Below are 19,773 nucleotides of genomic sequence, written 5' to 3'. Positions count from 1 at the left end.
AGCCCTCTCATCGACCTCCGTGGCAGCTAGCGCTGCCGGATGGTCGAGAACGCCTCGAGCGCCTCGCGCCGCGACTCCGCGAGGTCGACGATCGGTGCGAGCAGCTCGTCCTCCGGCACCCAGCGCCGTACGTACTCCCCGGTCGGGTCGAACTTCTTCGCTTGGAGCTCGGGGTTGAACACCCGGAAGTAGGGCGCCGCGTCGGCGCCGGAGCCCGCCACCCACTGCCAGTTGCCCGGGTTGCTCGCTTCGTCGGCATCGACGAGCGTGTCCCAGAACCACTCCTCCCCGAGTCGCCAGTGCCGCAGCAGGTTCTTGACGAGGAACGAGGCGGTGACCATGCGCACCCGGTTGTGCATGGTGCCGGTGCGCCACAGCTCGCGCATGCCGGCATCCACGAGGGGGATGCCGGTGCGACCCTGTTGCCAGGCGCTCAGCTCCCCACCGCGATCCCACGACCACGGGAAGGCGTCGTAGGGTGCGCGGTAGTTCTTCGTCGCGAGGTCGGGGTTGGCGTAGAGGATCGACCAGTTGAACTCGCGCCAGCCGACCTCGGAGAGGAACTTCGGCACGTTGCGTCGGGCCTCGGGAGAGAGCTCGCCGTGCATCCGTCGCCAGATCTGGGCGGGGCTGATCTCGCCGAAGCGCAGGTGGGGGGAGAGCCCCGAGGTGGGGTTGGTGAGTTCGTCGCGTCGGTCGTAGTTCTCGAGCCCGTCGCGCGCGAACTCCTCGAGCCGCCGGTGCGCCGCCCGTTCGCCCGGCTCCCAGGTCTCCCGAAGCCCCTCCGCCCAGTCGGGGCGCGTGGGCAGCAGCGCCCAGTCGTCGAGGTCGTCGGATGCCGTGGCCGGTCCCGCGGGCAGCTCGCGCGGCGCGGGGAGGGGGTCGCGCATCTCCCGCTCCCGGGCCGCGCGCCAGAACGGGGTGAACACCTTGTACGGCTCACCGGCATCCGTCGTCACCTCCCACGGCTCGACGAGGAGGTTCGCCGCGAAGCTCTGCACCTCGAGCCCGTCGTCGCGCAGGCGGGTCTTGAGGCGGGCGTCGATCTCGCGCGCGGCGGAGTAGCGGCGGTTCCAGAAGACGGCGTCGGCGCCGGTTTCGGCGACGAGCGCCGGCAGCACCTCCTCGGCGGCACCGCGGCGCAGCACGAGCCGCCCGCCGCGGGCGTCGACGTCGACGGCGAGGGCGGTGAGCGAGTGGTGCAGCCACCAGCGCGTCGCCCCGCCGAGGGGGCGGATGCCGGGGCTCTCCTGATCGAAGAGGTACAGCAGGATGACGGGGGCGCCGCGGTCGTGGGCGGCTCGTAGCGCGGGGTGGTCGGCGAGCCGCAGGTCGTCGCGGAACCAGACGATCGAGGGGCCGCTCACCCGCTCAGCCTAGGCAGCTGGTTGCTTGCGGAGGCGGCCTTTTGTCGCCGCAGTTGCAGACTGTCGCCGGAGGACGGAGCAATGTGCAACTAACCCGACAAAACCCTCGCCGTTAACGGATTGAAGGCCGGCCGCAGAGGCGAGCGGCCGGCCTTCTCCCTTGCACCAAGAGTGTCCTGCAATCACATTCCGCGTCCTCCGCCACAGCAAACGGTGGGCGCTGATGACAATGTATAACGGATCGGTAACGCCGTCTAGTTACCCGATCGTTATTTTTGTGAGAGTTTGCCGGGAGCCTCTCATCAAGCCGCCGCGTGCACGATTCCGCCGACGAGCGCGCCGATCACGACCGTCCACAGCACGATCGCGACGCCCTGCCAGATGAGGATGCGCGTCCGGTCGATTCCCGCAGCCGCGAGCATCGTCGCGGTGAACTGGGTCGGCATGACGAGCGGGCCGAGGAGGCACACACCCGGGAGCCCGTATCGCTCGAACGCGCGCTGGAACTTCGCCTGGCGCGGCGTGCGCGGGGGATCGAGCGTGAGCTCGCTGGATTCGACACCGCCCCCGGCGAGCACGCGTTCCTGCACCTTCGCGCGGTGGCGCGTCACGAGCGCGGTCCGCGCCCGCGAGCTGAGGATCACGAGCACGGCGACGCACACGAAGTTGCCTACGGCGCCGGCAATGACGGCGACGACGGGAGGGATGCCGCCGACGATCCCGAGCGCCGCGGCGCCCTCGCCTTCGATGAAGGGCACCGCGCCGGCGAGCGCCACGATGAGCGGCTGCACGAATTCGGGAACGCGTGCGATCAGGTCTTGGAACATCTCGAGGGGGTTCATGCCTCGAGTCCACCGTGTCGACCGCGGGCCAGGAAGTGCCGTTCCGTCACCGGTTTCCGGGCGAACATCCCGTCAGATGGGTGACATCTGTCACGCCCGTAGGGTGTACGCGTGACCCGTCGATCCGCCGTGACCGAGCCCGGCTCCCCGGCCTGCGCGCAGCTCGCGCGCGGCATCTCGGCGACGTGGTGGTACACCTTCGGCGCCATCCTCTTCTTCGAAGTCATCCTCGTCCTCCTGTGGGTCGGCACCTTCGTCGGATCGGGCCTCGACGCCCCGGTCGCCGTGACCGCCGCCGCGTGCGGGCTCGTCTGGGGCGCGGCCACGGTCCCGCTCCTGCACTCCTATCGACACCGGGCGGACGACGCGCCCGCAGATCGGCGACGCTACGCCGCGGTATTCGTGCTCCTCGCGGTCGCGGCCGGAGTGGCGGCGGGCGTCCTCTCAGGATCGTGGCTCATCGGTGCGCTCCCCGCCGCGCAGTCGCTCATGCTCCTGCCGTGGCCGGCCGGGGTGCGCCTGCGGCTCGTTCTCGGGAGCACAGCAGCGCTCGCCGCCTTGTGCTTCCTCGACATCCGATTCGCGACCTTCGACGTGCTCGGATCGAGCGGGCTCCTGCTGCCGATCTACGCCGTGCTCCTGCCGGTCATGACCGTCTCGTCGCTGTGGTGGTGGGATGTCCTCGTGGCGCTCGATCGTGCGCGGGCGTCCGAGGCGCGCCTCGCCGCGACGCAAGAGCGACTACGCGTCGCCACCGACGTGCACGACCTCCAGGGCCACCACCTCCAGGTCATCGCGCTCCAGCTAGAGCTCGTCGAGAGGCTCCTCACGCGCGACGCAGCGGAAGCCGCCACGCACCTTCAGACCGCTCGCCGCAGCGTGGACGACGCGCGGCAGGGAACCCGCGATCTCGCGCTCCGATTTCGCTCGGTTCCGCTCCGCGACGAGATCGCAAACGCCGCAGACCTGCTTCGCGCCGCAGGGGCGACCGTCGAGGCGTCGATCGACCCCGACGCCGACCTCGCCCCTGCGGAGGTGCTCGGTCCCGTCATCCGGGAGACGACGACGAACATCCTGCGCCACGGCGGCGGGCACTGGGCGCGACTCGCCCTTGTGCGCGCCGGCGCCTCGTGGCGGTACGAGGTCGCGAACGACGTCCACGATGCGCATGACGCGCGGGACGCAGGGGAGGATGTCGACGGCTCGGGCCTCGAGGGCATCCGCCGCCGTATCGCCGAGGCCGGCGGGACGCTCGAGGTGCGGCGCGAGCGGCAGTCCTTCCTGGTCGCCGTGATCGTGCCGACGGACAGGTCCGCGCGATGATCCGTGTGCTCCTCGCCGACGACGAGGCGATGATCCGTTCCGCTCTCGCCGCCCTGTTGCGACTCGAGGGCGACATCGAGGTCGTCGCGGAGTGTGCGAACGGCGCGGAGGCGCTCGCCGAGGCGACACGGCTCGTACCGGACGTCTGCCTGCTCGACATCGACATGCCAGGACTCGACGGCGTGGAGGTCGCCGAGCGCCTGCACCGCACGGTCGCCACGCGCTGCCTCGTGGTCACCCGTCACGCGGGTCCGGGCGTGCTCCGCCGCGCCCTCGCCTCGGGCGTCGCAGGCTTCCTGCCGAAGTCGCGCAGCGCCGACGAGGTCGCGGCCGTCATCCGCCGTATCGCCGCGGGCGGACGCTACGTCGATCCGGAGATCGCCGCCGACGCCCTCACCGACGAGCGTTGCCCGCTCACCGACCGCGAGCTCGACGTGCTGCGTGCGGGCCGACGCGGCGAGACGACGGGTCAGATCGCGCGGGCTCTGTCGCTCGCGCCCGGGACGGTGCGCAATCACGTCTCGGCGATCCTCGGCAAGCTTTCGGTCGCGACGCGGCAGCAGGCGGTGATCCTCGCCGAGGAGCGGGGCTGGATCTAGACCGGACGATTCACGCGCGCGCGTTGCGCACAGGGGTCACGAGGGCGATGGTCGCGGCGATCGCGAAGACCGCGACCACGACCCAGAGCGACGCTCCTGTGCCCCAGACGGCGACGAGCGCACCGCCGAGAAGTGCGCCGAGCGCGCCCGCCGTGCGGTTGACGGCGCGCCCCGTCGCGTTCACGCGGCCGAGCAGTTCGTCGGGCGCCGCCTGCTGGCGGTAGCTCATCTCGTTCGCGTTCTCGGCACCCGCCGCGAGCCCTCCTGCCGCGAGGGCGACGAAGAGCACGACGATCCCCGCGACGCCGCCGACGGCGGGCGCGAGGGCGACCCCCGTCCACGCGACCGGGTAGAGCAGCCGGGCGCCGGTGATCACCGCACCCTCGCCGAACCGCGATCCGAGCCTCTCGGCGACGGAGGCGCCCACGAGGGTCGCGGCGCCGACCGTGGAGATGAGCAGACCGAAGAGGAGCGCGCCGAGCTCGAGGGTGCGCAGCGCGAAAAGCGCGAGGATCGTGAGGGAGGCCGCGTTGGCGACGAACCAGACGTGCGTCGACAGCGCGAGCGGTGCGAGCACCGGATGCCGATACGTCGCCCGGAGCCCCTCGCGGAGGTCGCGCAGCACGTGGCCGCGTCGACGCACGGTCGGCTCCTCGACGCGGAGGCTGCCGACCAGCACGGCGTCGACGACGTACGTCAGCGCGTCGATCGCGAGGGCGACCGGGGCTCCGAGAAGGCGGACGAGCGCCCCCGCGAGCGTCGGCCCGACGGTCTGCGCGGCGGCCTCGCCCTGATCCAGTCGGGCGTTCGCGCGCAACAGGCGGTCACGCGGCACGAGGCGGGGCAGGAGCGACTGAGAGGCCGCGAAGCCGAACACCGAGAACGCGCCGAAGAGCAGCAGCAGCACGACGAGCACGGGGATCGTCAGCATCCCGAACGCCGCGAGCAGCGCGATCGCGCCGAGGCTCGCCGCGCGCCCGAGGCTCGCCATCACGAGCGTCGGGCGACGCCGCCAGCGATCGACGAAGACGCCCGCGAACAACCCGAGCACGGCGTACGGCACGAACTGGGCGGCGTTGACGATGCCCACCTGCACCGGGTCGGCGCGCAGCACCTCGACGACGAGTACGGGCAGGGCGACCGCCGTCGCCGTGGTCCCGAAAGCGCTCAGGGTGCCCGCCGCCCAGAACCGGCGGAAACCCGCGGTCATGGCGCGGGTGGCGCGAGGGGCGCGGCCGACGCGGCGGTGGGCAGCGCCACCTGGATCTGCCGCGGCGCCTCCCCGCGGCGCAGCAGCCGCGCGCGGCCGGGGATCGCGGGAGCCGCCCACGTGCCCGGCCAGAGCTGACCCTCGCTGCGCTCGCCGGAGAACAGCACGCCCGTCGCGCCGAGGTCTTTGAGGGTCTGCAGCGCGGGCTCGAAGAGCGCCCGCGCGCTGCCCGCCACGGGTCGCGTGACGACCAGGTGCAGTCCGAGGTCGCGCGCCTGCGGCAGGTAGGGCACGAGCGGCTCGAGCGGCGACGCCCCGCCTGCCCCGAGGATGTCGAGATCGTCGGCGATCACCACGATGCGCGGACCCGCCCCGCCCTCCGCCTGCCGCTTGTCGAGTTCGATCGCGACAGCCGCCGCGAGTTCGCGCCCGCGAGGCCCCGTCGCGGCGTGCCCGCCGAGGTAGTCCGCCGGGATCGTCGCCGCGAGGCGTCCGCGCGGCTCCAGCAGGGCGATGACGAGCTCCTCGGCGGTGTGCCGCGCGACGAGCCCGCGCACGAGCAGGTCGAGCAGCGAGCTCTTGCCACTCTCGGGGTCACCGAGCACGAGGAGGTGCTGGTCGCGCCCGGCGAGGTCGAGCAGTGCGGGCTCCATCGTGTCCTGCCGGATGCCGATCGGGATGCGCGAGGGCTCGTCGAACTCGTCCGGCAGCTCGCGCGCCTCGAGCCGCTCGGGAAGACGGCGGATGGGCGCCGCCGCCGGACCGCTCCAGGCCGCGGCGGTGCGGGCGGCGAGCTCCGCGAGCGCGTCGCCGAGCCTCTCGTCGGGTACATCGTCGACCGTCGGCAGGGCGACCTGCGCGAACAGCGCCCCTTCGGTGAGCACACGGCCGGGTCCCGTGATGGTCGCGACCAGCCGCCGCGAGATCGTCGACTCCGTCGGGTCGTTGAGGCGCAGCTCGTAGCGGTTGCCGATGAGCGGCTGGAGGCGCATCGGCAGCTCGGCCCAGCGCGTGAGCGCGGCGACGACGTGGATGCCGAACGAGCCGCCGCGGGTGAGCAGCTCGGCGAGCGGCGGCTCGAGATGCTCGAAGTCGCCGCGGGTCTGGCCGTAGCCGTCGACGAGCAGCACGACGTCGGCGGAGACGATCTTCGGCGCGGCACCCTCGAGGTGCAGCCGTCGGAAATGCGCGAGCGACTCGACGCGCTTCTCGCGGAAGAACCTCTCGCGCGCGGCCAGCATCCCGAGCAGCTCCTCGAGCAGCCGGGTCTGAGCCTCACCGTCGTTGCGCGTCGCGACGCCGCCGACGTGCGGGAACTCCTCGAGCCGGGCGAGCCCCGAGCCGGCGAGGTCGAGGCCGTACACGGTGACCTCCTTCGGCGTGAGCGTCGTCGCGATGCCCGCCGCCATCGTGCGGAGCATCGTCGTGCGGCCGCTCTGGGGGGCGCCGATGATCGCGTGGTGGCCGCCGGCCCGGCCGAGGTCGACGAGCCATTCGCCCTGACGCTGCCGTGCGGGATCGTCGAGCAGGCCGAGCGGCACCTCGAGCCCCGTCGCGTCGGCGTCGAGCACCTGGAACAGCGGCACCCGGTCGGGCAGCGGAGGCAGCCAGACGGCACCGGCCGAACGGTGCGGGGCGTGCAGGCGGGCGACCGCGACGTCGATGAGGGGTGCCTCGGCGGTCGACGCGGACGCGCCGCCCGGCAGCAGCTCGTCGAGGGTCTCCTGAAGGGTGTTGTACACGGGCGCGCGCACCACGCTGGGACGCTCGTCGGCATCCACGATCAGCGGTGCGCCGGCGGGACCCGACACGTAGCCCGACTTGAAGCGCGTGTAGACGGTCGTGTCGACCTTGAGGTACCCGTAGCCGGGGATCGGCGGGAGGTGGAAGGCGTCGGGGGTGTTGAGCACGACGGCCGACTCCTGCTCGGAGAAGGTGCGCAGCCCGACGCGGTACGACAGGTAGGTGTCGAGCCCGCGGAGGCGGCCGCCCTCGATGCGCTGACTCGACAGCAGCATGTGCACGCCGATCGAGCGTCCGATGCGACCGATCGTGAGCAGCAGGTCGATGAACTCGGGCTCCGCCGTGAGCAGCTCGCCGAACTCGTCGATCACGAGCAGCAGGTGCGGCATCGGCGGGAGCGACGGGTTCGCGGCCCGTGCCTCCCGGTACTCGGTGACCGACTTGTAACCGCCGAGGTCGCGCAGCTGCTGCTGGCGGCGCACGATCTCGCCGTTGATCGACGCCCGAGCCCGCTCGATGAGTCCGGCCTCGCCCTCGAGGTTGTCGATGAGGCCCGCGAGGTGCGGCAGGGGTTGGAGCGGGTTGAAGGCCGCGCCGCCCTTGTAGTCGACGAGGATCATCGCGAGGTCCTCGGGCGAGTGCCGCGCGGCGAGCGAGAGCACGAGGGTGCGCAGGAACTCGCTCTTGCCCGACCCTGTGGCCCCGATGCAGATGCCGTGCGGACCCATGCCGCCCTGCGCCGACTCCTTGAGGTCGAGTTCGAGCGCGGCACCGTCGTCGTCGGTGCCGACCGGGACGCGCAGGAAGTCCGGTCCCGCCGAGGAGGTCCAGGATGTCGGGCCGATCCCGTCGATCGACGTCACCCCGAGCAGATCGAGCGGCGTGAGCTCGCGCAGCGATCCGCCGCCCGCCCGCGACTCGGCGGAGAGGCGGAGCGGGGCGAGGGTGGCGGCGACCGCGGCGAGCAGCTCGGGCGACACGGCGTCGACCGTCGCGGGGAGCGACGTGCCCTCGCGGAGGTCCTCGAGCCGCGCCGAGCCGTCGGACTCGACCGTGATCCGCAGCGTGGTCTCACTCGGCTCGTGCAGCCGGTCGGCGACGACGGCGACGGTCGTGACGCCCGTGATCGTCGGCGCGAAGCCCGCGGCGGGCCCCGAGGTGCTGTCGACGATCACGACGACGGGGGCCTCGAGCGGCACGATGCCCGCGCGCGGGCGGTGGGCGCGGGCGAGTCGACCCTGGAGGTCGTCACTCATGAGCCGGGCGAGGGCGGCGGCGTCGGGGGCGACGCGGCGTGCGCGCACCGGCCCGTCCCAGCGGTCGGCCATGAGGGCGTGCGGCAGCAGGTCGATGCCCGCCCACTCGCCGAGAGCCGCCGACGGGACGGCGAACGCGAGCTCGAGGTCGTCGGGTGCGTGCCACGTGGCGAGTTGCAGCACGAGGGCGCGGGCGGCGCGTCGCGCGACCTCCGGGGGACCGACGATCGCGACGGCGCGGTGGGCCGGCAGGTCGAGAAGGGCGGGAAGGCCGGCGACCGGGCCGTAGGCCGCGCACACCGTGGCCGCCTCGGCGCTCATCGTGGGGTCTGCGGGCTGCACGGGGTTCTGCTCCGGCGGCACGGAGAGCGCGAACCAGGGGACCAGCCCGGCGCCGAACCGCACGCGCCCGAAGTCGGCGTCGCGCGGGCGGCGCTCCCACAGCCGCGCGGGGTCGCTCGCGAGCGCGGCGAGCCGCGCAGGCTCCGGATGGGTCACGAGGGACGCGGCCCGGGCGACCTCGCGTTCGGCGCGCAGTTCGTCGCGCACTCCCTCGAGGTAGTCGAGGTAGCGCTCGCGGGCGCGGCGACGCGTGCGTGCTTCCCGCCCGCGGGAGGACACCGCCATCCCGATTCCGCCGGCGAGCGCGAGCACGAGCACCATCGCCCCGACGACGACGAAGATCGGGTTGCCGCGCAGCACCGTCATCATGACGATCGAACCCATCGAGCCGACCACGGGCAACAGCATCTGCAGCGGGAGCGCGCCGATGTTGCCCTCGCCGAGCGGCGGCGGGGCGGCGAGCACGCGCGGCTCGGGCGGCACCGCCGGCGCGGTGGCGCGGGCGGGACGGTGGACGAGTCGGATGCTCACCGCGACACCTCGGGCGACGGGTCGGAGAGGAGGTGGCCGGCCAGTTCCGCGGCGGCGACGATGGTGCGCGTCGCGAACGGCCGCGCGGGCTGGAGGAGGGCGCGGTCGGACTCGAGCAGCACCGCAGGCGACAGAAGGCGGGGCGCGACGGCGCGGGCCCACGCGGCGCGACCGGCTCGCGTGCGGTCGAACGCCACGACGATGCGGCGTCCCTCCCGCGTGAGCTGCTCGGCGAGGCCGACGGCGGCCTCCGCGGCGCCCCGGTCGACGGGCACCACGAGGCACACCGCGTCGCGCGAGCGGGCGAGCGGCACGAGGTCGTCGACGGCGATCGATCCGGCGTCGACGAATGCGACGTCGAAGAACCTGTCGTCGAGCGTCGGGTCGCCGACCCACGCCGCCCCGTGGATGCGCAGCCGCCCCTCGGCGCCCGGCGGCACGTCGCCCGACCGGGCCTCAGGGGGTTCGGGGAATTCGGTCCACTCCGGCGTCGCGAGCAGGATGCGTCCCGCGCGGTGTCGGGCGGTCGCGCGGGCGAGGAGGCGGGTGAGTGCCGCCGTCGGGAAGGGCGCGAGCGAGGCGATCGCGATGCGCCGAACGGTCGTGAGCGGCCGCGCGAGCCGCCGCTCCGTCAGCTCGAGGTCGCGCAGCCGCGATGCCGTGAGCACCGTGCTCACGCGAAGACCCCGAGCAGGAAGCCGTACACGCCGAACGAGCCGAGCAGGAACGGCGCGATCGCGACCGCGGCGAGCGACTCGACCACGTCCCCGAGGCGGCGCATGCGGATGCGGCCCTGCGCGGTGGGGCGGGCGAGCGCGAGCGCGGCGAAGGCCGCGATCCCGACCGCGACGACGACGAGTCGCATGACGGAGGGGATCGCCGGCGACGCCAGGATGCCGAGGAGCGCGCCCGCGACACCCGCGATCCAGAGCGCCCAGGAGGCGACCGCCGTCGGCAGCACGCGGGTGCGCAGCAGGGCGACGAGCGCGACGGCGCCGCCGAGCAGCATCGACCACAGTTCGCCCGAGCCCAGCAGGAGCGCGACGGTGGGCAGCAGCCAGGCCGCGACCGCGACCACCGCGGCATCCGACGCGCGGAACGCCTCGCGCAGGCTCGCGGCGACGCGCTCCCTCGCCGGCAGGTTCCCCGCGATGACCTCGTCGTCGAGCTCCGCGAGCCCCGACGTCGCGAGGGCGAGCGACGGCAGGAGGCCGAGGGCGAGGATGCCGATCGTCGCGACCACCCCGGCCGTCGGCAGGAGGGCGACCCCGAGGAGCGGGAGCAGCGCCGCGGCGAGGGTGAGCAGGATGCCGACCGCGGCACCCAGCGCGGCGGAGGCGCTGCGGCGCCCGGCACCCACCGCGGCGGCGATCACGAGCCAGACGAGGCCGACCGTGAACGGGGTGACGAGCACGAGAGCCGTGGTGACGGGAGCGTCGCCCGGCACGCCGCCGGCCGGGACGACGAGGCCCACGAGCCAGCCCGCGACCGGGTACGTCGAGCCGAGCGCGACCCCGAGGAACAGGGCGGAGGCCGCGGGGCGTGCGAGCAAACCGGCGGCGGTCGACGCGAGAGTCGCCACGACGAGGAGCACGGCCGCCGCCCACCCGCCGGTGAGGGCGGAGAGGGTCAGGCCTCCGACGAGGGCGAGGGCACCGGCCCCGGCCGCCGCACCCACGACGACATGGCGGGGGCCCCACGTGCCTGTGGCGGTGTCGCGCAGCTCGGCGACTCGGTCCGTCACGTCGGTGACCTCGGGCGGTGCGGGGAGCCTCTCCACCTCGACGAGTCGCAGCACGGCGCCGTCGAGCACGCCCTGATCGGCGGGCGCGAGCGCGAGGTCGAGTTGCTCGCCGTACGGGGTGACCAACGCGGCCCGGGCGGCAGGTTGCTCGAGCAGGCGGGCGATCTCGGCGAGGTGGGCGCCGAAGGGCTCGTCGGCGGGCACGACGAGCGTGGCGCGCCGGGCGCTGCCGAGGACGGTGATCTTGGTGAGCTCGCTCACGGGGAGGACCTTTCCTCTTGCTGCTGCTGCTGCTGCTGCTGGGTGGCGGCCGCGTTCGCGGCGAGGATGCTGCCGACGAACCCGACCCCGACGCACGCGGCGCAGGCGATGGCGGCGACCACCATTCCCGCGATGAGGCGGCGGGTGAGCGGAGGAACCGGTCGTCGGGCTCCGAGCGAGCCGTGGGCGAGGGCCGCCCCCAGCCGGTCCCGGTGCGTGCGGACCGACTCGAGGAGTGCCTGGTCGCGTTCGCTCACGTCGTCGTCCCCGCCTCGGCCGCATGTCGTATCTCGGTGACGAACTGCACGCCGACGGTGTGACCGCCGAGCCGTATGACATCGCCCATCCTGAGCTCCGTGTCGGTGCCGGGCACGAGACGCACGGCCGAGCCGTCGGCGCGCGCGATCGTGGAGCCGTTCGTCGACCGTCGGTCGTCCGCCCAGACGCGGCCCGCGGCATCCACGCGCAGCGCGAGGTGGACCTTGGAGATCTCGCGCCCGATGTCGGCGATCGCCACCGCCCGCTCCGTGCCCGTCGGCGTGGGGTTGCGACCGATCACGACACCGTCGCCGATCGCACCGTCGATGCGCCCATCGATGACCAGGAGTGCGCGCGAGGTCGAGCGCAGCCCGTGGGCCCCGATGCTGTCCGCGGCGCGGACGGGGACGGCGGCCGGAGGTGGCGCGAGGTGGACGGTCTCCGGGTCGAGCGGGTCGCGGCCGCCGCGCAGGTCGGCGAACCAGGCGGGGGAGAGGAGCCGGGACAGCCCGGGCGGGGCGCCGTCGATCGCCGCCACGTGCCGCACGCCGGTCACCCACGTTCCGAGCGTCTGGCCGGTGCGCGACCAGGCGACGACCTGCACGAGCACGACGGCGAACAGGAGGAGCAGGGCGAGGATGCCGAGCTCACCGTCGTCGGACGCGAGCGCGAGCGCGAGCGCGGCGACGGCCAGCGCGAGCAGCGCCGTGTCGACGAGCGCCGCGCCGAGCAGCTGGCCGACCCGCGCGGGCGACCCGCTGCCCGCTCGGCGGGCGATGCGCTGGGTGCTCGTCACGACCGACTCCCCCTGTGGAATCTTCAGGTTTCTTTGCTTGCAACGATGCTAGCCTCGTGCCACGCTCGATCCGGCCTCGGCCGGGGGAACAGGGGAGGCGCATGAAATTCGCGATGGGTGCCGACGTTCTGACGTCGCTCACGAAGAAGACTTCCACGTCGAGCGAGGAACTCGCCACGGTCGTCCGCAAACTCGCCGCCGTGTCGGAGCAGGTCGAGGGCAAGGTCAACGGCGCGGCCCGCAAGGCGTTCGACGACTTCCAGCGCGACGCCGAAGGCATCGCCGTCGAACTCACGACGGCACTCCGAGGGGTCCTCGCCGGCATGAAAGAGATGGATGCCGCGTTCATTCAGGGCGACCAGCAGATGGCCGACGAGATCGCGCAGGCGCGCACCTCGTCGTCGTTCGACGCGGGGCGCTTCGGCGCGTCGAAGGCCTGAGGGGAGAGCGCACATGGCCGGCAACCAGGGTGACCGTCGCGACTACGACACGGCAGCGGTCGACGGGGCGATCGAGGAGTTCTACGCGACCGCGGCGCTGCTGGAGCAGCTCATCGAGCAGCGCGACGCCGACGTCCGGCAGGCGATGGCCGATTACACCGCCGACGGCGTCTCCGAGGAGTACGCAGGCAAAGAGGTGCGCTGGAACACGGCGGCCACCAACGTGAAGACGATCATCGACACGCTCCGCAAGAGCTTGGAGCAGTCGAACGAGACCGCGCAGGGCACGCTGCAGAAGGCGAAGTCCGCGGTCGCCAACATGGGCTGACCCGGGCGATGAGCGGGCTGCTCACCGGGTTCTCACATCCCCTCGTCGATCGCGTCGAGGGCGAGTACGCCTGCATGGAGTCGCGTGCCGACCGTGTCGTGCTCACCGAGGGCCTCGCCGACGCGCTCGTCGCGACCACCGCGGCCGGCCTGACGCCCGTGCTCATCACGCGCCCGATCGCACGCCTGAGTTACCTCGCCCGCTACCACCTCACGACCGCGGGTGGTCGATGGCTCATCCGCGACGGATCGCTGCTGCGCGACCCGCTCTCGAGCCTCGTCGCCGACTCGGTCGCCGGTGCCCTCGCCGGCGAACGACTGGTCACGACACTCGACCGGCCCGTCGACGAGCCGATGCGCTACCTGGTCGCGGTGAGCACGCAGGCGCCCGCCGACGAGACGACCGAACTCGGCGCAGCCGTCGAGTCGCTCGCGACCCACCTCGCGGGCACGGCCCCAGCCTGCTGGGGGGCCCACGAGCCGGTGACCCTGGCCTGGAGCCGCGGCGCCTACACCGAGGCGTCGAAGGCGTGGATGCCCGGACCGGTGCGCTGGATGATCGCCGACGCCGCGGGTCGGGCTCGCTTCACCACCGCCGTGCGCCGCACGAAGGGCGGCGTCGAGGAGACCGTGACGGGTATCCTCCTCGCCACCGCCGGGTCGGCATCCACGATCGCGGCGGTCGCCGTCGACGCCCTCGAGCGCCTCGCGTCGGAGGTCTCCGCACCCCTGTTCGGCGCGGTGTCGGTGCAGTCCGGTCCCGCCGACCTCGGCTACGACGCGCAACCGGTCTCCCCCGCCGTGCCCGTGGCGGCGCTCGTCGGCCCGCGCGCGACCCGCGCGCTCGACCCCGACCTCGGTCGTCTGAGCCTCGAGTTCGGCGCCCGCACGGCGGGACGTCCCCGCACCCCGTCGATCGTCGTCGGGTTCGGCCACCTCGGCGAGTCCCCGGTGCGGGCCGCGGTGCGCTTCGCGCAGGCGCTCGGCACCGACCAGATCGCGCGACTCCTCGAGCGGGCGGAGGGGGCCTCCTGATGCCGCTCGAAGTGGCGCTCCTCACCTCGCGCGAGCACACGCTCGACGAGCTCCGTGCGCTCGGCGAGACCTTCCAACCGCCGTTCCTCGTGCGCGACACCGTGCGCGAGGGGGTCGTCACCGTCACCGAGCTCGACGAGACCCTCGTCGCGACGGTGGGGCGGCCGCGTCGCGTCGAGACCGACGTCGACCTCGCGCGCGCCTACGGCGCCGACGCGGTGCTGCCGGACGGCACGGGGTTCCTCACCGAGGCGATCGTGCCGTTCGAGTACCGCCGCGGCATGGCGCTCGTCTTCGCCCTCGAGCACCTGCTCGAGGGTCGCGCGGTCGTGAGGGGGCTCGACGCATGACCGGATGGCGCGTCGACCCCGCCGGGCTGAATCGCATCCTCACCGACACCGACACGGCGGTGCAGGGCGTGCAGACCGCGCTCGCCGGGGCGGCCGAGACCCTCGCCGACGTGCAGGAGGCGGGCGGCTACGACGGCATCGTCTCGAGCGCGTTCTCCGGCTTCTTGCAGGAGACCTACGACGGCGTGATCACCCGGATGTTCGGCTCCTACTCCGCGAGCCTCGAGGGCACCGCGAACGCCGCCAACACCTACCTGGCCGGCGACGAGGAGATGGCCGCGACGATCGCGTCGGGCATCGCCGCCGCCGACTTCGACGCCGCGTCCTATCTGCCGCCGCCCTCCGGGACGCCCGGCGGCGGCGGGGGCGGGGGCGGTCGATGAGCGTCTCACCGCACGACGGCGGGGTGCAGAGCTCGGGGCTGATCATCCCCGAGAACATCCCCGGCGACGACCTGAAGCCGTCGCGGCTCGAGTACGTCGCGCGCACACTGCGCACATCGGGCTCGGGCGCCGTCGAGCAGGCTGAGACCGCGGAGACGACCTGGTCGGGGCTGCCTGCGGTGCTGGAGTCGCCGCAGGCTCCGGTCATCTACGCGGCACTGGGCACGCCGAGCACGGCGGCTCGCGCGATTGAAGGCAAGTTCGCACGGGTCGCTGATGCACTCGACGACTTCGCAGCGGCGCTGCGACCGATCAAGAACGAGTTCGCGGCGATCAAGCAGGATGCCGTCGCATTCCGGGCGACGATCACCTGGGATGAGCGCGTGTGGGTCTCGCCGCAGGAGACGAAGGAGTACGAGGGCAACGCCCTCACGCAGGTGTCGTCATCGTCGTACACGACGTCGTACTCGCAACCCCGCACCCTGACGGAGGTGCTCGACTACCTCCGGGGTCGCGGAGAGACGGCGCGCAGCGTCGGGGGGCGCGCGCAGATCCTCGCCCACTGGACCGAGTCGAGCGAGCACATCGACCAGAACAACGTGCTCATGGATCGCCTCGCCGACGCCTACGCGAAGCTGCAGAACGCCGAAGCAGACTGCGCGAACGCGATCAATCGGCAGCGCGAGACCTGCATGGCCGAGGTGGAGCACATCGAGGCGTGGCAGCTCAAGCAGTCCGACGAGCTCACGGTCGTCATGCCGTGGGGCAGTCGCGTCGACGAAGACCGCAACTGCGGCGAGTCGTTCTGGTGGGGTGCCGGCAGCGCGGGCAAGGAGATGCTCGAGGGGCTGGGTGGCCTGATCGGCTACAACTCGCTCATCGACGGGTGGGAGTGGGACCGGTCGTGGCAGACCGCCGGTCAGGCGTGGTGGGGCGCACTCACCGGCATCGGCTCGCTGCTCGTCATCACGTCGCCGCCGCTCATGCTGCTCGGGATGGCCGGCGTCCCGGTCCTCAAAGACGGCGTCGCGATGGGTCAGGAGATGGTCAAGGGACTCCTCGCCTGGGATACCTGGGAGGAGAACCCCGCCGAAGCCGCGGGCCGCGTCGTGGTCAACGTCGGGTCGATGTTCATCCCCGGCGCGGGCGAGGTCGCTGCGGCCGTCAAGGCGCTCACCGCGGGGTCGCGCATCGTCGATCTCGCCGGGGACGCCGTCCGCCTCGGCGACGCGGCCCTCGACGGCGTCAACAAGGTCGACGGTCTCGTCACGAAGATCGACGGCCTGACGAGCGAGATCGCGGGGGCGGGGGCGGTCGCCGACGATCTCGTGACGGTGGGGTCGAGGATCGACATGCCCGACAGCAGTCTGCTGCACGTGGGAACCCGCACTCCCGACACATCGCCGACGCCGTCCTCGCTGCTCGACGATGCAGGGGGGAGGCCTCACCCGAGCGACGGGCCGTCATCACGGGGCGACGACACCCCGACCGCGCCGACGGACCCTCCGTCGACCGCGGCCGCGCACGGCGGCGACGAGCTCGTGCCCGGGCCGTCGTCCGACGGTCCGGGACCCCATGACCCGGCGTCCCCGCCGGCGAAGGGCGACGACGGCACGCCGGGCGGCGGCCCCGGCGTGGATGCCAAGCCCCTCAGTCAGAGCGACTTCGCGCAACTCAGCGCGAGCGAGCAGATGGCTCTCGCCAAGGCGGAACTCGCCCGCGGCGCCGTCGACTTCGACAGCGAGGCCGCCGCGATCAAGTACGGTCAAGATCGATGGAACGGGTACGCGGATGATCTGCCCGCAGAGCAGGCTGCCGCGGTGAGGGACTACACCGGCGCGGCGTACACGGAGTACAACGGCGCCCTGCGCGGTGAGAAGCCCATGACGCCCGAACTCCGGAGCCAGATCGCTCAGATCGACAAGGCCCTCGCGGGACATCCGGTGCCCGAAGACCTCATCGTGAGCCGAGGCAGCGGCTTCGCCCACCTGACCGACGACCCGACCACGCTGATCGGTCAGGTCATCGGCGACGATGGGTTCCTCTCGACCTCTCTCGGCAGCGCGGCTTTCAGCCACAAGCCGGCGATCTTCCACTTCTTCGTACCCGAGGGCACCCCGGGTATGTACGTGGGCAAGGTGTCCCAGCTCGCCAACGCGGAAAAGGAACTCCTCCTCGGCCGCGGGCTCGAGTTCGAGGTGCAACGCGTCTTCCTCGATGACAAGGGCAAGTGGCAGATCTTCGCGACGATCCTGAAGGCAGACTCATGACCCCCGAGCTTCCTGACCTCCCCAACGAGCGCCTCGACGCGGACCTCCAACTCAAGGTCGTCCGCGGAGCCCCCCGGTACGCCTTCCGGGCCGTGGGCGAGGTCGCGTATGTCCCCGTGCGTCGCGAGGTCGCCGGGGAACCGCAGCTCTTCGGCTACCTCTGGTTCAGCGACGACGAAGATGCGGCGGGTTACGTGGCGCACCGCGCCTTCAGCCCCGAGAGTGACAACTTCGGCGCGGTCTGGAACGAGAGATTGTCGGCCGGCAAGGCGGAGGGCGCGAGCCCGTCGGCGGCCGTGGCCGCTCTGGGCTCGCTTCCGGCCGGTCCCGAGGGCCACGCCGACGTCACCGAGGTGTCCCGGGCGGGCTCCGTCGCCGAGCTCCGGATCGCCGCCGGCCACGAGCCCCCGGCCTGAGACCATGACTCCCTCGGAGACCGACGGTGCGATCGTCGGCCGGGAGCTGCGTTCGCCCGACCCCGACGCACTGAGACACGAAGTGGATCGCGCGATCGTCGACGTGACCGGGTGGGGCCGCACGAGCTTCCCCCACGGCTCTCTCGCCGGCCTGAATCCGCGCATCGAACCGCGGGTCCGGGAGGTGCTCGTGACCCTTCACTCCTACGAGCCCGACGGGACGATCGATGACGCGGCCGAACTCTCCCAGCGTGCCCGAGCCCACGTCGCCGCCGCGCATCCCGAGCTGAGCGACGATGCGCTCGATGCCCTCGCGTGGCTGTTCAGCTTCGAGTGGCGCTGACGCTTCGAGGTGCTTGGAGCCGTCGAGCGGTCTCGACAGCTCTCAGAAGGCGTCGGGTCACGACGCGCTGAGGCCGACCTAGCGCTTCGTGGCCTTGGTGACGGCGTCGGTGTTCTTCGCCGCGCGGTCGGTGGCCGCCTTCTTGTCGGCCTTCGCCGTGCGCTTCTCTTTCAGCGTCTTCGACGCGGCGGTCTTGCCGGACTCCTTGCGTGCGGACTTCTCGCCCATGGGTCGTGCTCCTTCGAGAGCCACGGTGACCCTATGGGCCTGAGGCTACACGTCGCGCCCGGATCGCCCGCCCTCAGAAGACGTCGGGCGACGGCGTCGACGCGTAGCGGATCGTGACGTCGGCGTGACGGTCGAAGCGGTAGCCCGCCCCGCGCACGGTGCGGACGATGTCCTCGTACGCGCCGAGCTTCGAGCGCAGGCGCCGCACGTGCACGTCGATCGTGCGCTCGTTGGGCGTCTCGTCGTCTTGCACGTCGCCCCACAGCGTCGAGATGATCTCGCCGCGGTCGATCGTGCGGCCCTCGCGCAGCACGAGGAACTGCAGCAGCTCGAACTCTTTGTAGGTGAGCGGAGCGGTCTCGCCGTCGAGCAGCACGCGCTTGCGGGAGATGTCGATGACGACGCCCCCTCGCGGCTCCGGCTTCTCGGCGACCGAGACCTGACGGTGCTTCGCGAGCGCGGCCGGGTCTTGCAGGGCGAGGCGCACGACGTCGACGTCCCGACCTCCCGCGCCGGTCGGCGCGAGCGCGACCGACGCGTAGGTCTCGGCGCCCGGCACCTGCTCGGCGAGAAGCCGCTTGACGGCGGCGACGATGCTCGGCAGATCGGTGCCGGCGGCCTCGGCCTTCGCCTCGTCGATGCCGACGTAGAGCGCGAAGCCGCGGGCTTCGGTGCCGTCGGGTACGGCGCGGATGCGGTTGACGGGAGTCGGCTCGGGGGCGGATGCCGGAGCGGGGGTGACGGGCCGGGGGGCGGCGGCGGGGCGGAGCTCGGAGAGAGTGGCGAGAGACATGGTGTCGAATCCTTGGTCGGAGTCCGGCGGCGCGGGTTCATCCATCGCGATCCGCCTTACGGAGGTGTGGGTCAGAGCAGGAGCCACGGAACGGGCTCACGCGCCCGAGGGGCGCAGGGGCGTCTGTTACGCACACATTCGACAACACATGACCGCGCGCGACTTCATCACCGAGGTGACGGTGAGGTCGCGCTGGGTCGCGGTCATGTCCAGCAGTCTGACCCACGCGCGTCACGGTTCGCAACCTCACGACGCCGTGTTACGCACGTGAAGCGGGCTCAGACCAGGCCGTAGAGCCGGTCGCCGGCGTCGCCCAGGCCGGGCACGATGTAGCCGAGTTCATTGAGCTTCTCGTCGAGCGCGCCGAGCACGACGGTGACGTCCCTGCCCTCGAACTGCTGCCGCACGAACTCGACCCCCTCGGGCGCACCGAGCAGGCAGATCGCGGTCACGTCGACGGCGCCCCGATCGAAGAGGTATTGGATGGCGGCCGCGAGCGAGCCCCCCGTGGCGAGCATCGGGTCGAGCACGAAGCACTGACGGTCGGAGAGGTCGTCGGGCAGCCGGTTGGCGTAGGTCGTCGGCTGCAGCGTTTCGTGATCGCGCACCATCCCGAGGAAGCCGACCTCCGCGGTCGGGACCAGCTTGACCATGCCCTCCAGCATCCCGAGCCCAGCGCGGAGGATGGGCACGACGAGCGGGCGGGGCTCGCTGATCCACAGCCCGGACGCGTCGGCGACGGGGGTCTTCACGGTGACGGCCTGCGTGCGCACGTTGCGGGTCGCCTCGTACGCCAGCAGGGTGACGAGTTCTTCGACGAGGGCGCGGAACACGGGCGAGGGCGTCTTCTCGTCGCGCAGCACGGTCAGCTTGTGTGTGATGAGCGGGTGGTCGGCGACGTGCAAACGCATACGCT

At 72.5% G+C, this 19,773-nt stretch carries 21 protein-coding genes; 10 read left to right on the top strand and 11 right to left on the bottom strand.

The window, feature by feature from the left end; translation table 11 throughout:
• Window positions 1-26 precede the first annotated feature (26 nt).
• Window positions 27-1,367 carry a cryptochrome/photolyase family protein gene (locus ACO1X9_RS00610; RefSeq protein ID WP_486348891.1) on the bottom strand — a complete coding sequence of 447 codons (1,341 nt, stop codon included), beginning with the start codon at window positions 1,365-1,367 and terminating at the stop codon, window positions 27-29.
• Window positions 1,368-1,669: 302 nt separating this feature from the next.
• The gene (locus ACO1X9_RS00605) at window positions 1,670-2,209 is read right to left on the bottom strand and encodes a small multidrug efflux protein (RefSeq protein WP_486348890.1); all 540 of its coding nucleotides are present in this window, start codon (window positions 2,207-2,209) and stop codon (window positions 1,670-1,672) included.
• Between the two features lie 111 nt (window positions 2,210-2,320).
• Between ACO1X9_RS00605 and ACO1X9_RS00600 the strand changes: the two genes are divergently transcribed.
• Both ACO1X9_RS00600 and ACO1X9_RS00595 read left to right on the top strand, forming a co-directional pair.
• Window positions 2,321-3,532 carry a sensor histidine kinase gene (locus ACO1X9_RS00600; RefSeq protein ID WP_486348889.1) on the top strand — a complete coding sequence of 404 codons (1,212 nt, stop codon included), beginning with the start codon at window positions 2,321-2,323 and terminating at the stop codon, window positions 3,530-3,532.
• Window positions 3,529-4,131 (top strand): response regulator, encoded by a 603-nt coding sequence (locus tag ACO1X9_RS00595; protein WP_486348888.1) that lies wholly within the window; start codon window positions 3,529-3,531, stop codon window positions 4,129-4,131. The genes ACO1X9_RS00600 and ACO1X9_RS00595 overlap by 4 nt, the downstream gene beginning before the upstream one ends.
• A 10-nt stretch (window positions 4,132-4,141) precedes the next feature.
• On the opposite strand, the gene ACO1X9_RS00590 is transcribed toward ACO1X9_RS00595, so the two are convergent.
• The 6 genes from ACO1X9_RS00590 to ACO1X9_RS00565 are packed head-to-tail and all read right to left on the bottom strand — an operon-like array spanning window position 4,142 to window position 12,272.
• Window positions 4,142-5,341, bottom strand: a complete 1,200-nt coding sequence (locus ACO1X9_RS00590) for an MFS transporter (protein ID WP_486348887.1) — start codon at window positions 5,339-5,341, stop codon at window positions 4,142-4,144.
• Complete coding sequence (gene eccCa, locus ACO1X9_RS00585) at window positions 5,338-9,213, bottom strand: type VII secretion protein EccCa (protein ID WP_486348886.1); 3,876 nt, start codon at window positions 9,211-9,213, stop codon at window positions 5,338-5,340. Before eccCa ends, ACO1X9_RS00590 begins: the two co-directional genes overlap by 4 nt.
• Window positions 9,210-9,890: a hypothetical protein gene (locus ACO1X9_RS00580; RefSeq protein ID WP_486348885.1), complete on the bottom strand. Its 681-nt coding sequence runs from the start codon at window positions 9,888-9,890 to the stop codon at window positions 9,210-9,212. The genes eccCa and ACO1X9_RS00580 overlap by 4 nt, the downstream gene beginning before the upstream one ends.
• On the bottom strand, window positions 9,887-11,218 hold the full coding sequence (locus ACO1X9_RS00575; protein WP_486348884.1) for an EsaB/YukD family protein: 1,332 nt from the start codon (window positions 11,216-11,218) through the stop codon (window positions 9,887-9,889). Before ACO1X9_RS00575 ends, ACO1X9_RS00580 begins: the two co-directional genes overlap by 4 nt.
• On the bottom strand, window positions 11,215-11,475 hold the full coding sequence (locus ACO1X9_RS00570) for a hypothetical protein (RefSeq protein WP_486348883.1): 261 nt from the start codon (window positions 11,473-11,475) through the stop codon (window positions 11,215-11,217). The genes ACO1X9_RS00575 and ACO1X9_RS00570 overlap by 4 nt, the downstream gene beginning before the upstream one ends.
• Window positions 11,472-12,272 carry an RDD family protein gene (locus tag ACO1X9_RS00565; RefSeq protein WP_486348882.1) on the bottom strand — a complete coding sequence of 267 codons (801 nt, stop codon included), beginning with the start codon at window positions 12,270-12,272 and terminating at the stop codon, window positions 11,472-11,474. The genes ACO1X9_RS00570 and ACO1X9_RS00565 overlap by 4 nt, the downstream gene beginning before the upstream one ends.
• Window positions 12,273-12,373: 101 nt before the next feature.
• Between ACO1X9_RS00565 and ACO1X9_RS00560 the strand changes: the two genes are divergently transcribed.
• From ACO1X9_RS00560 to ACO1X9_RS00525, 8 genes are read left to right on the top strand one after another with little or no spacing between them, the layout of a single operon-like run.
• Window positions 12,374-12,712, top strand: a complete 339-nt coding sequence (locus ACO1X9_RS00560) for a hypothetical protein (RefSeq protein ID WP_486348881.1) — start codon at window positions 12,374-12,376, stop codon at window positions 12,710-12,712.
• A gap of 13 nt (window positions 12,713-12,725) precedes the next feature.
• The gene (locus ACO1X9_RS00555; RefSeq protein WP_486348880.1) at window positions 12,726-13,040 is read left to right on the top strand and encodes a pore-forming ESAT-6 family protein; all 315 of its coding nucleotides are present in this window, start codon (window positions 12,726-12,728) and stop codon (window positions 13,038-13,040) included.
• 8 nt (window positions 13,041-13,048) lie between these two features.
• On the top strand, window positions 13,049-14,074 hold the full coding sequence (locus tag ACO1X9_RS00550) for a DUF6177 family protein (RefSeq protein WP_486348879.1): 1,026 nt from the start codon (window positions 13,049-13,051) through the stop codon (window positions 14,072-14,074).
• Window positions 14,074-14,424: a hypothetical protein gene (locus tag ACO1X9_RS00545; protein WP_486348878.1), complete on the top strand. Its 351-nt coding sequence runs from the start codon at window positions 14,074-14,076 to the stop codon at window positions 14,422-14,424. The genes ACO1X9_RS00550 and ACO1X9_RS00545 overlap by 1 nt, the downstream gene beginning before the upstream one ends.
• Entirely contained in the window at window positions 14,421-14,807 is a 387-nt protein-coding gene (locus ACO1X9_RS00540) for a DUF6507 family protein (protein WP_486348877.1), read from the top strand. Before ACO1X9_RS00545 ends, ACO1X9_RS00540 begins: the two co-directional genes overlap by 4 nt.
• Entirely contained in the window at window positions 14,804-17,077 is a 2,274-nt protein-coding gene (locus ACO1X9_RS00535) for an ADP-ribosyltransferase (protein ID WP_486348876.1), read from the top strand. The genes ACO1X9_RS00540 and ACO1X9_RS00535 overlap by 4 nt, the downstream gene beginning before the upstream one ends.
• Window positions 17,074-17,493, top strand: coding sequence for a hypothetical protein (locus tag ACO1X9_RS00530; RefSeq protein ID WP_486348875.1), 420 nt, complete (start codon window positions 17,074-17,076; stop codon window positions 17,491-17,493). The genes ACO1X9_RS00535 and ACO1X9_RS00530 overlap by 4 nt, the downstream gene beginning before the upstream one ends.
• Before the next feature lie 4 nt (window positions 17,494-17,497).
• Window positions 17,498-17,836 carry a hypothetical protein gene (locus ACO1X9_RS00525; RefSeq protein WP_486348874.1) on the top strand — a complete coding sequence of 113 codons (339 nt, stop codon included), beginning with the start codon at window positions 17,498-17,500 and terminating at the stop codon, window positions 17,834-17,836.
• A gap of 78 nt (window positions 17,837-17,914) precedes the next feature.
• Here ACO1X9_RS00525 and ACO1X9_RS00520 read toward each other — a convergent pair whose 3' ends face one another.
• From ACO1X9_RS00520 to upp, 3 genes are all read right to left on the bottom strand, one after another.
• On the bottom strand, window positions 17,915-18,064 hold the full coding sequence (locus ACO1X9_RS00520) for a hypothetical protein (RefSeq protein ID WP_486348873.1): 150 nt from the start codon (window positions 18,062-18,064) through the stop codon (window positions 17,915-17,917).
• 73 nt (window positions 18,065-18,137) lie between these two features.
• Window positions 18,138-18,857, bottom strand: a complete 720-nt coding sequence (locus ACO1X9_RS00515) for a winged helix-turn-helix domain-containing protein (RefSeq protein WP_486348872.1) — start codon at window positions 18,855-18,857, stop codon at window positions 18,138-18,140.
• 278 nt (window positions 18,858-19,135) lie between these two features.
• A complete protein-coding gene (upp, locus tag ACO1X9_RS00510) occupies window positions 19,136-19,768 on the bottom strand; it encodes a uracil phosphoribosyltransferase (protein WP_486348871.1) in 633 nt (210 codons plus the stop codon).
• Window positions 19,769-19,773: the final 5 nt, after the last annotated feature.

Source organism: Pseudolysinimonas sp. (assembly GCF_057350545.1).
Note: the sequence above shows the minus strand (reverse complement) of the source record. Positions and strands in the feature narration are given on the sequence as shown.

What these genes read in the sequence shown, in the direction of transcription:
- ACO1X9_RS00515 (WP_486348872.1), bottom strand. Translation starts at nt 18,857, where the DNA reads ATGTCTCTCGCCACTCTCTCCGAGCTCCGCCCCGCCGCCGCCCCCCGG.
- ACO1X9_RS00555 (WP_486348880.1), top strand. Translation starts at nt 12,726, where the DNA reads ATGGCCGGCAACCAGGGTGACCGTCGCGACTACGACACGGCAGCGGTC.
- ACO1X9_RS00605 (WP_486348890.1), bottom strand. Translation starts at nt 2,209, where the DNA reads ATGAACCCCCTCGAGATGTTCCAAGACCTGATCGCACGCGTTCCCGAA.
- ACO1X9_RS00560 (WP_486348881.1), top strand. Translation starts at nt 12,374, where the DNA reads ATGAAATTCGCGATGGGTGCCGACGTTCTGACGTCGCTCACGAAGAAG.
- ACO1X9_RS00540 (WP_486348877.1), top strand. Translation starts at nt 14,421, where the DNA reads ATGACCGGATGGCGCGTCGACCCCGCCGGGCTGAATCGCATCCTCACC.
- upp (WP_486348871.1), bottom strand. Translation starts at nt 19,768, where the DNA reads ATGCGTTTGCACGTCGCCGACCACCCGCTCATCACACACAAGCTGACC.
- ACO1X9_RS00550 (WP_486348879.1), top strand. Translation starts at nt 13,049, where the DNA reads ATGAGCGGGCTGCTCACCGGGTTCTCACATCCCCTCGTCGATCGCGTC.
- ACO1X9_RS00530 (WP_486348875.1), top strand. Translation starts at nt 17,074, where the DNA reads ATGACCCCCGAGCTTCCTGACCTCCCCAACGAGCGCCTCGACGCGGAC.
- ACO1X9_RS00520 (WP_486348873.1), bottom strand. Translation starts at nt 18,064, where the DNA reads ATGGGCGAGAAGTCCGCACGCAAGGAGTCCGGCAAGACCGCCGCGTCG.
- ACO1X9_RS00525 (WP_486348874.1), top strand. Translation starts at nt 17,498, where the DNA reads ATGACTCCCTCGGAGACCGACGGTGCGATCGTCGGCCGGGAGCTGCGT.
- ACO1X9_RS00545 (WP_486348878.1), top strand. Translation starts at nt 14,074, where the DNA reads ATGCCGCTCGAAGTGGCGCTCCTCACCTCGCGCGAGCACACGCTCGAC.
- ACO1X9_RS00595 (WP_486348888.1), top strand. Translation starts at nt 3,529, where the DNA reads ATGATCCGTGTGCTCCTCGCCGACGACGAGGCGATGATCCGTTCCGCT.
- ACO1X9_RS00535 (WP_486348876.1), top strand. Translation starts at nt 14,804, where the DNA reads ATGAGCGTCTCACCGCACGACGGCGGGGTGCAGAGCTCGGGGCTGATC.
- ACO1X9_RS00590 (WP_486348887.1), bottom strand. Translation starts at nt 5,341, where the DNA reads ATGACCGCGGGTTTCCGCCGGTTCTGGGCGGCGGGCACCCTGAGCGCT.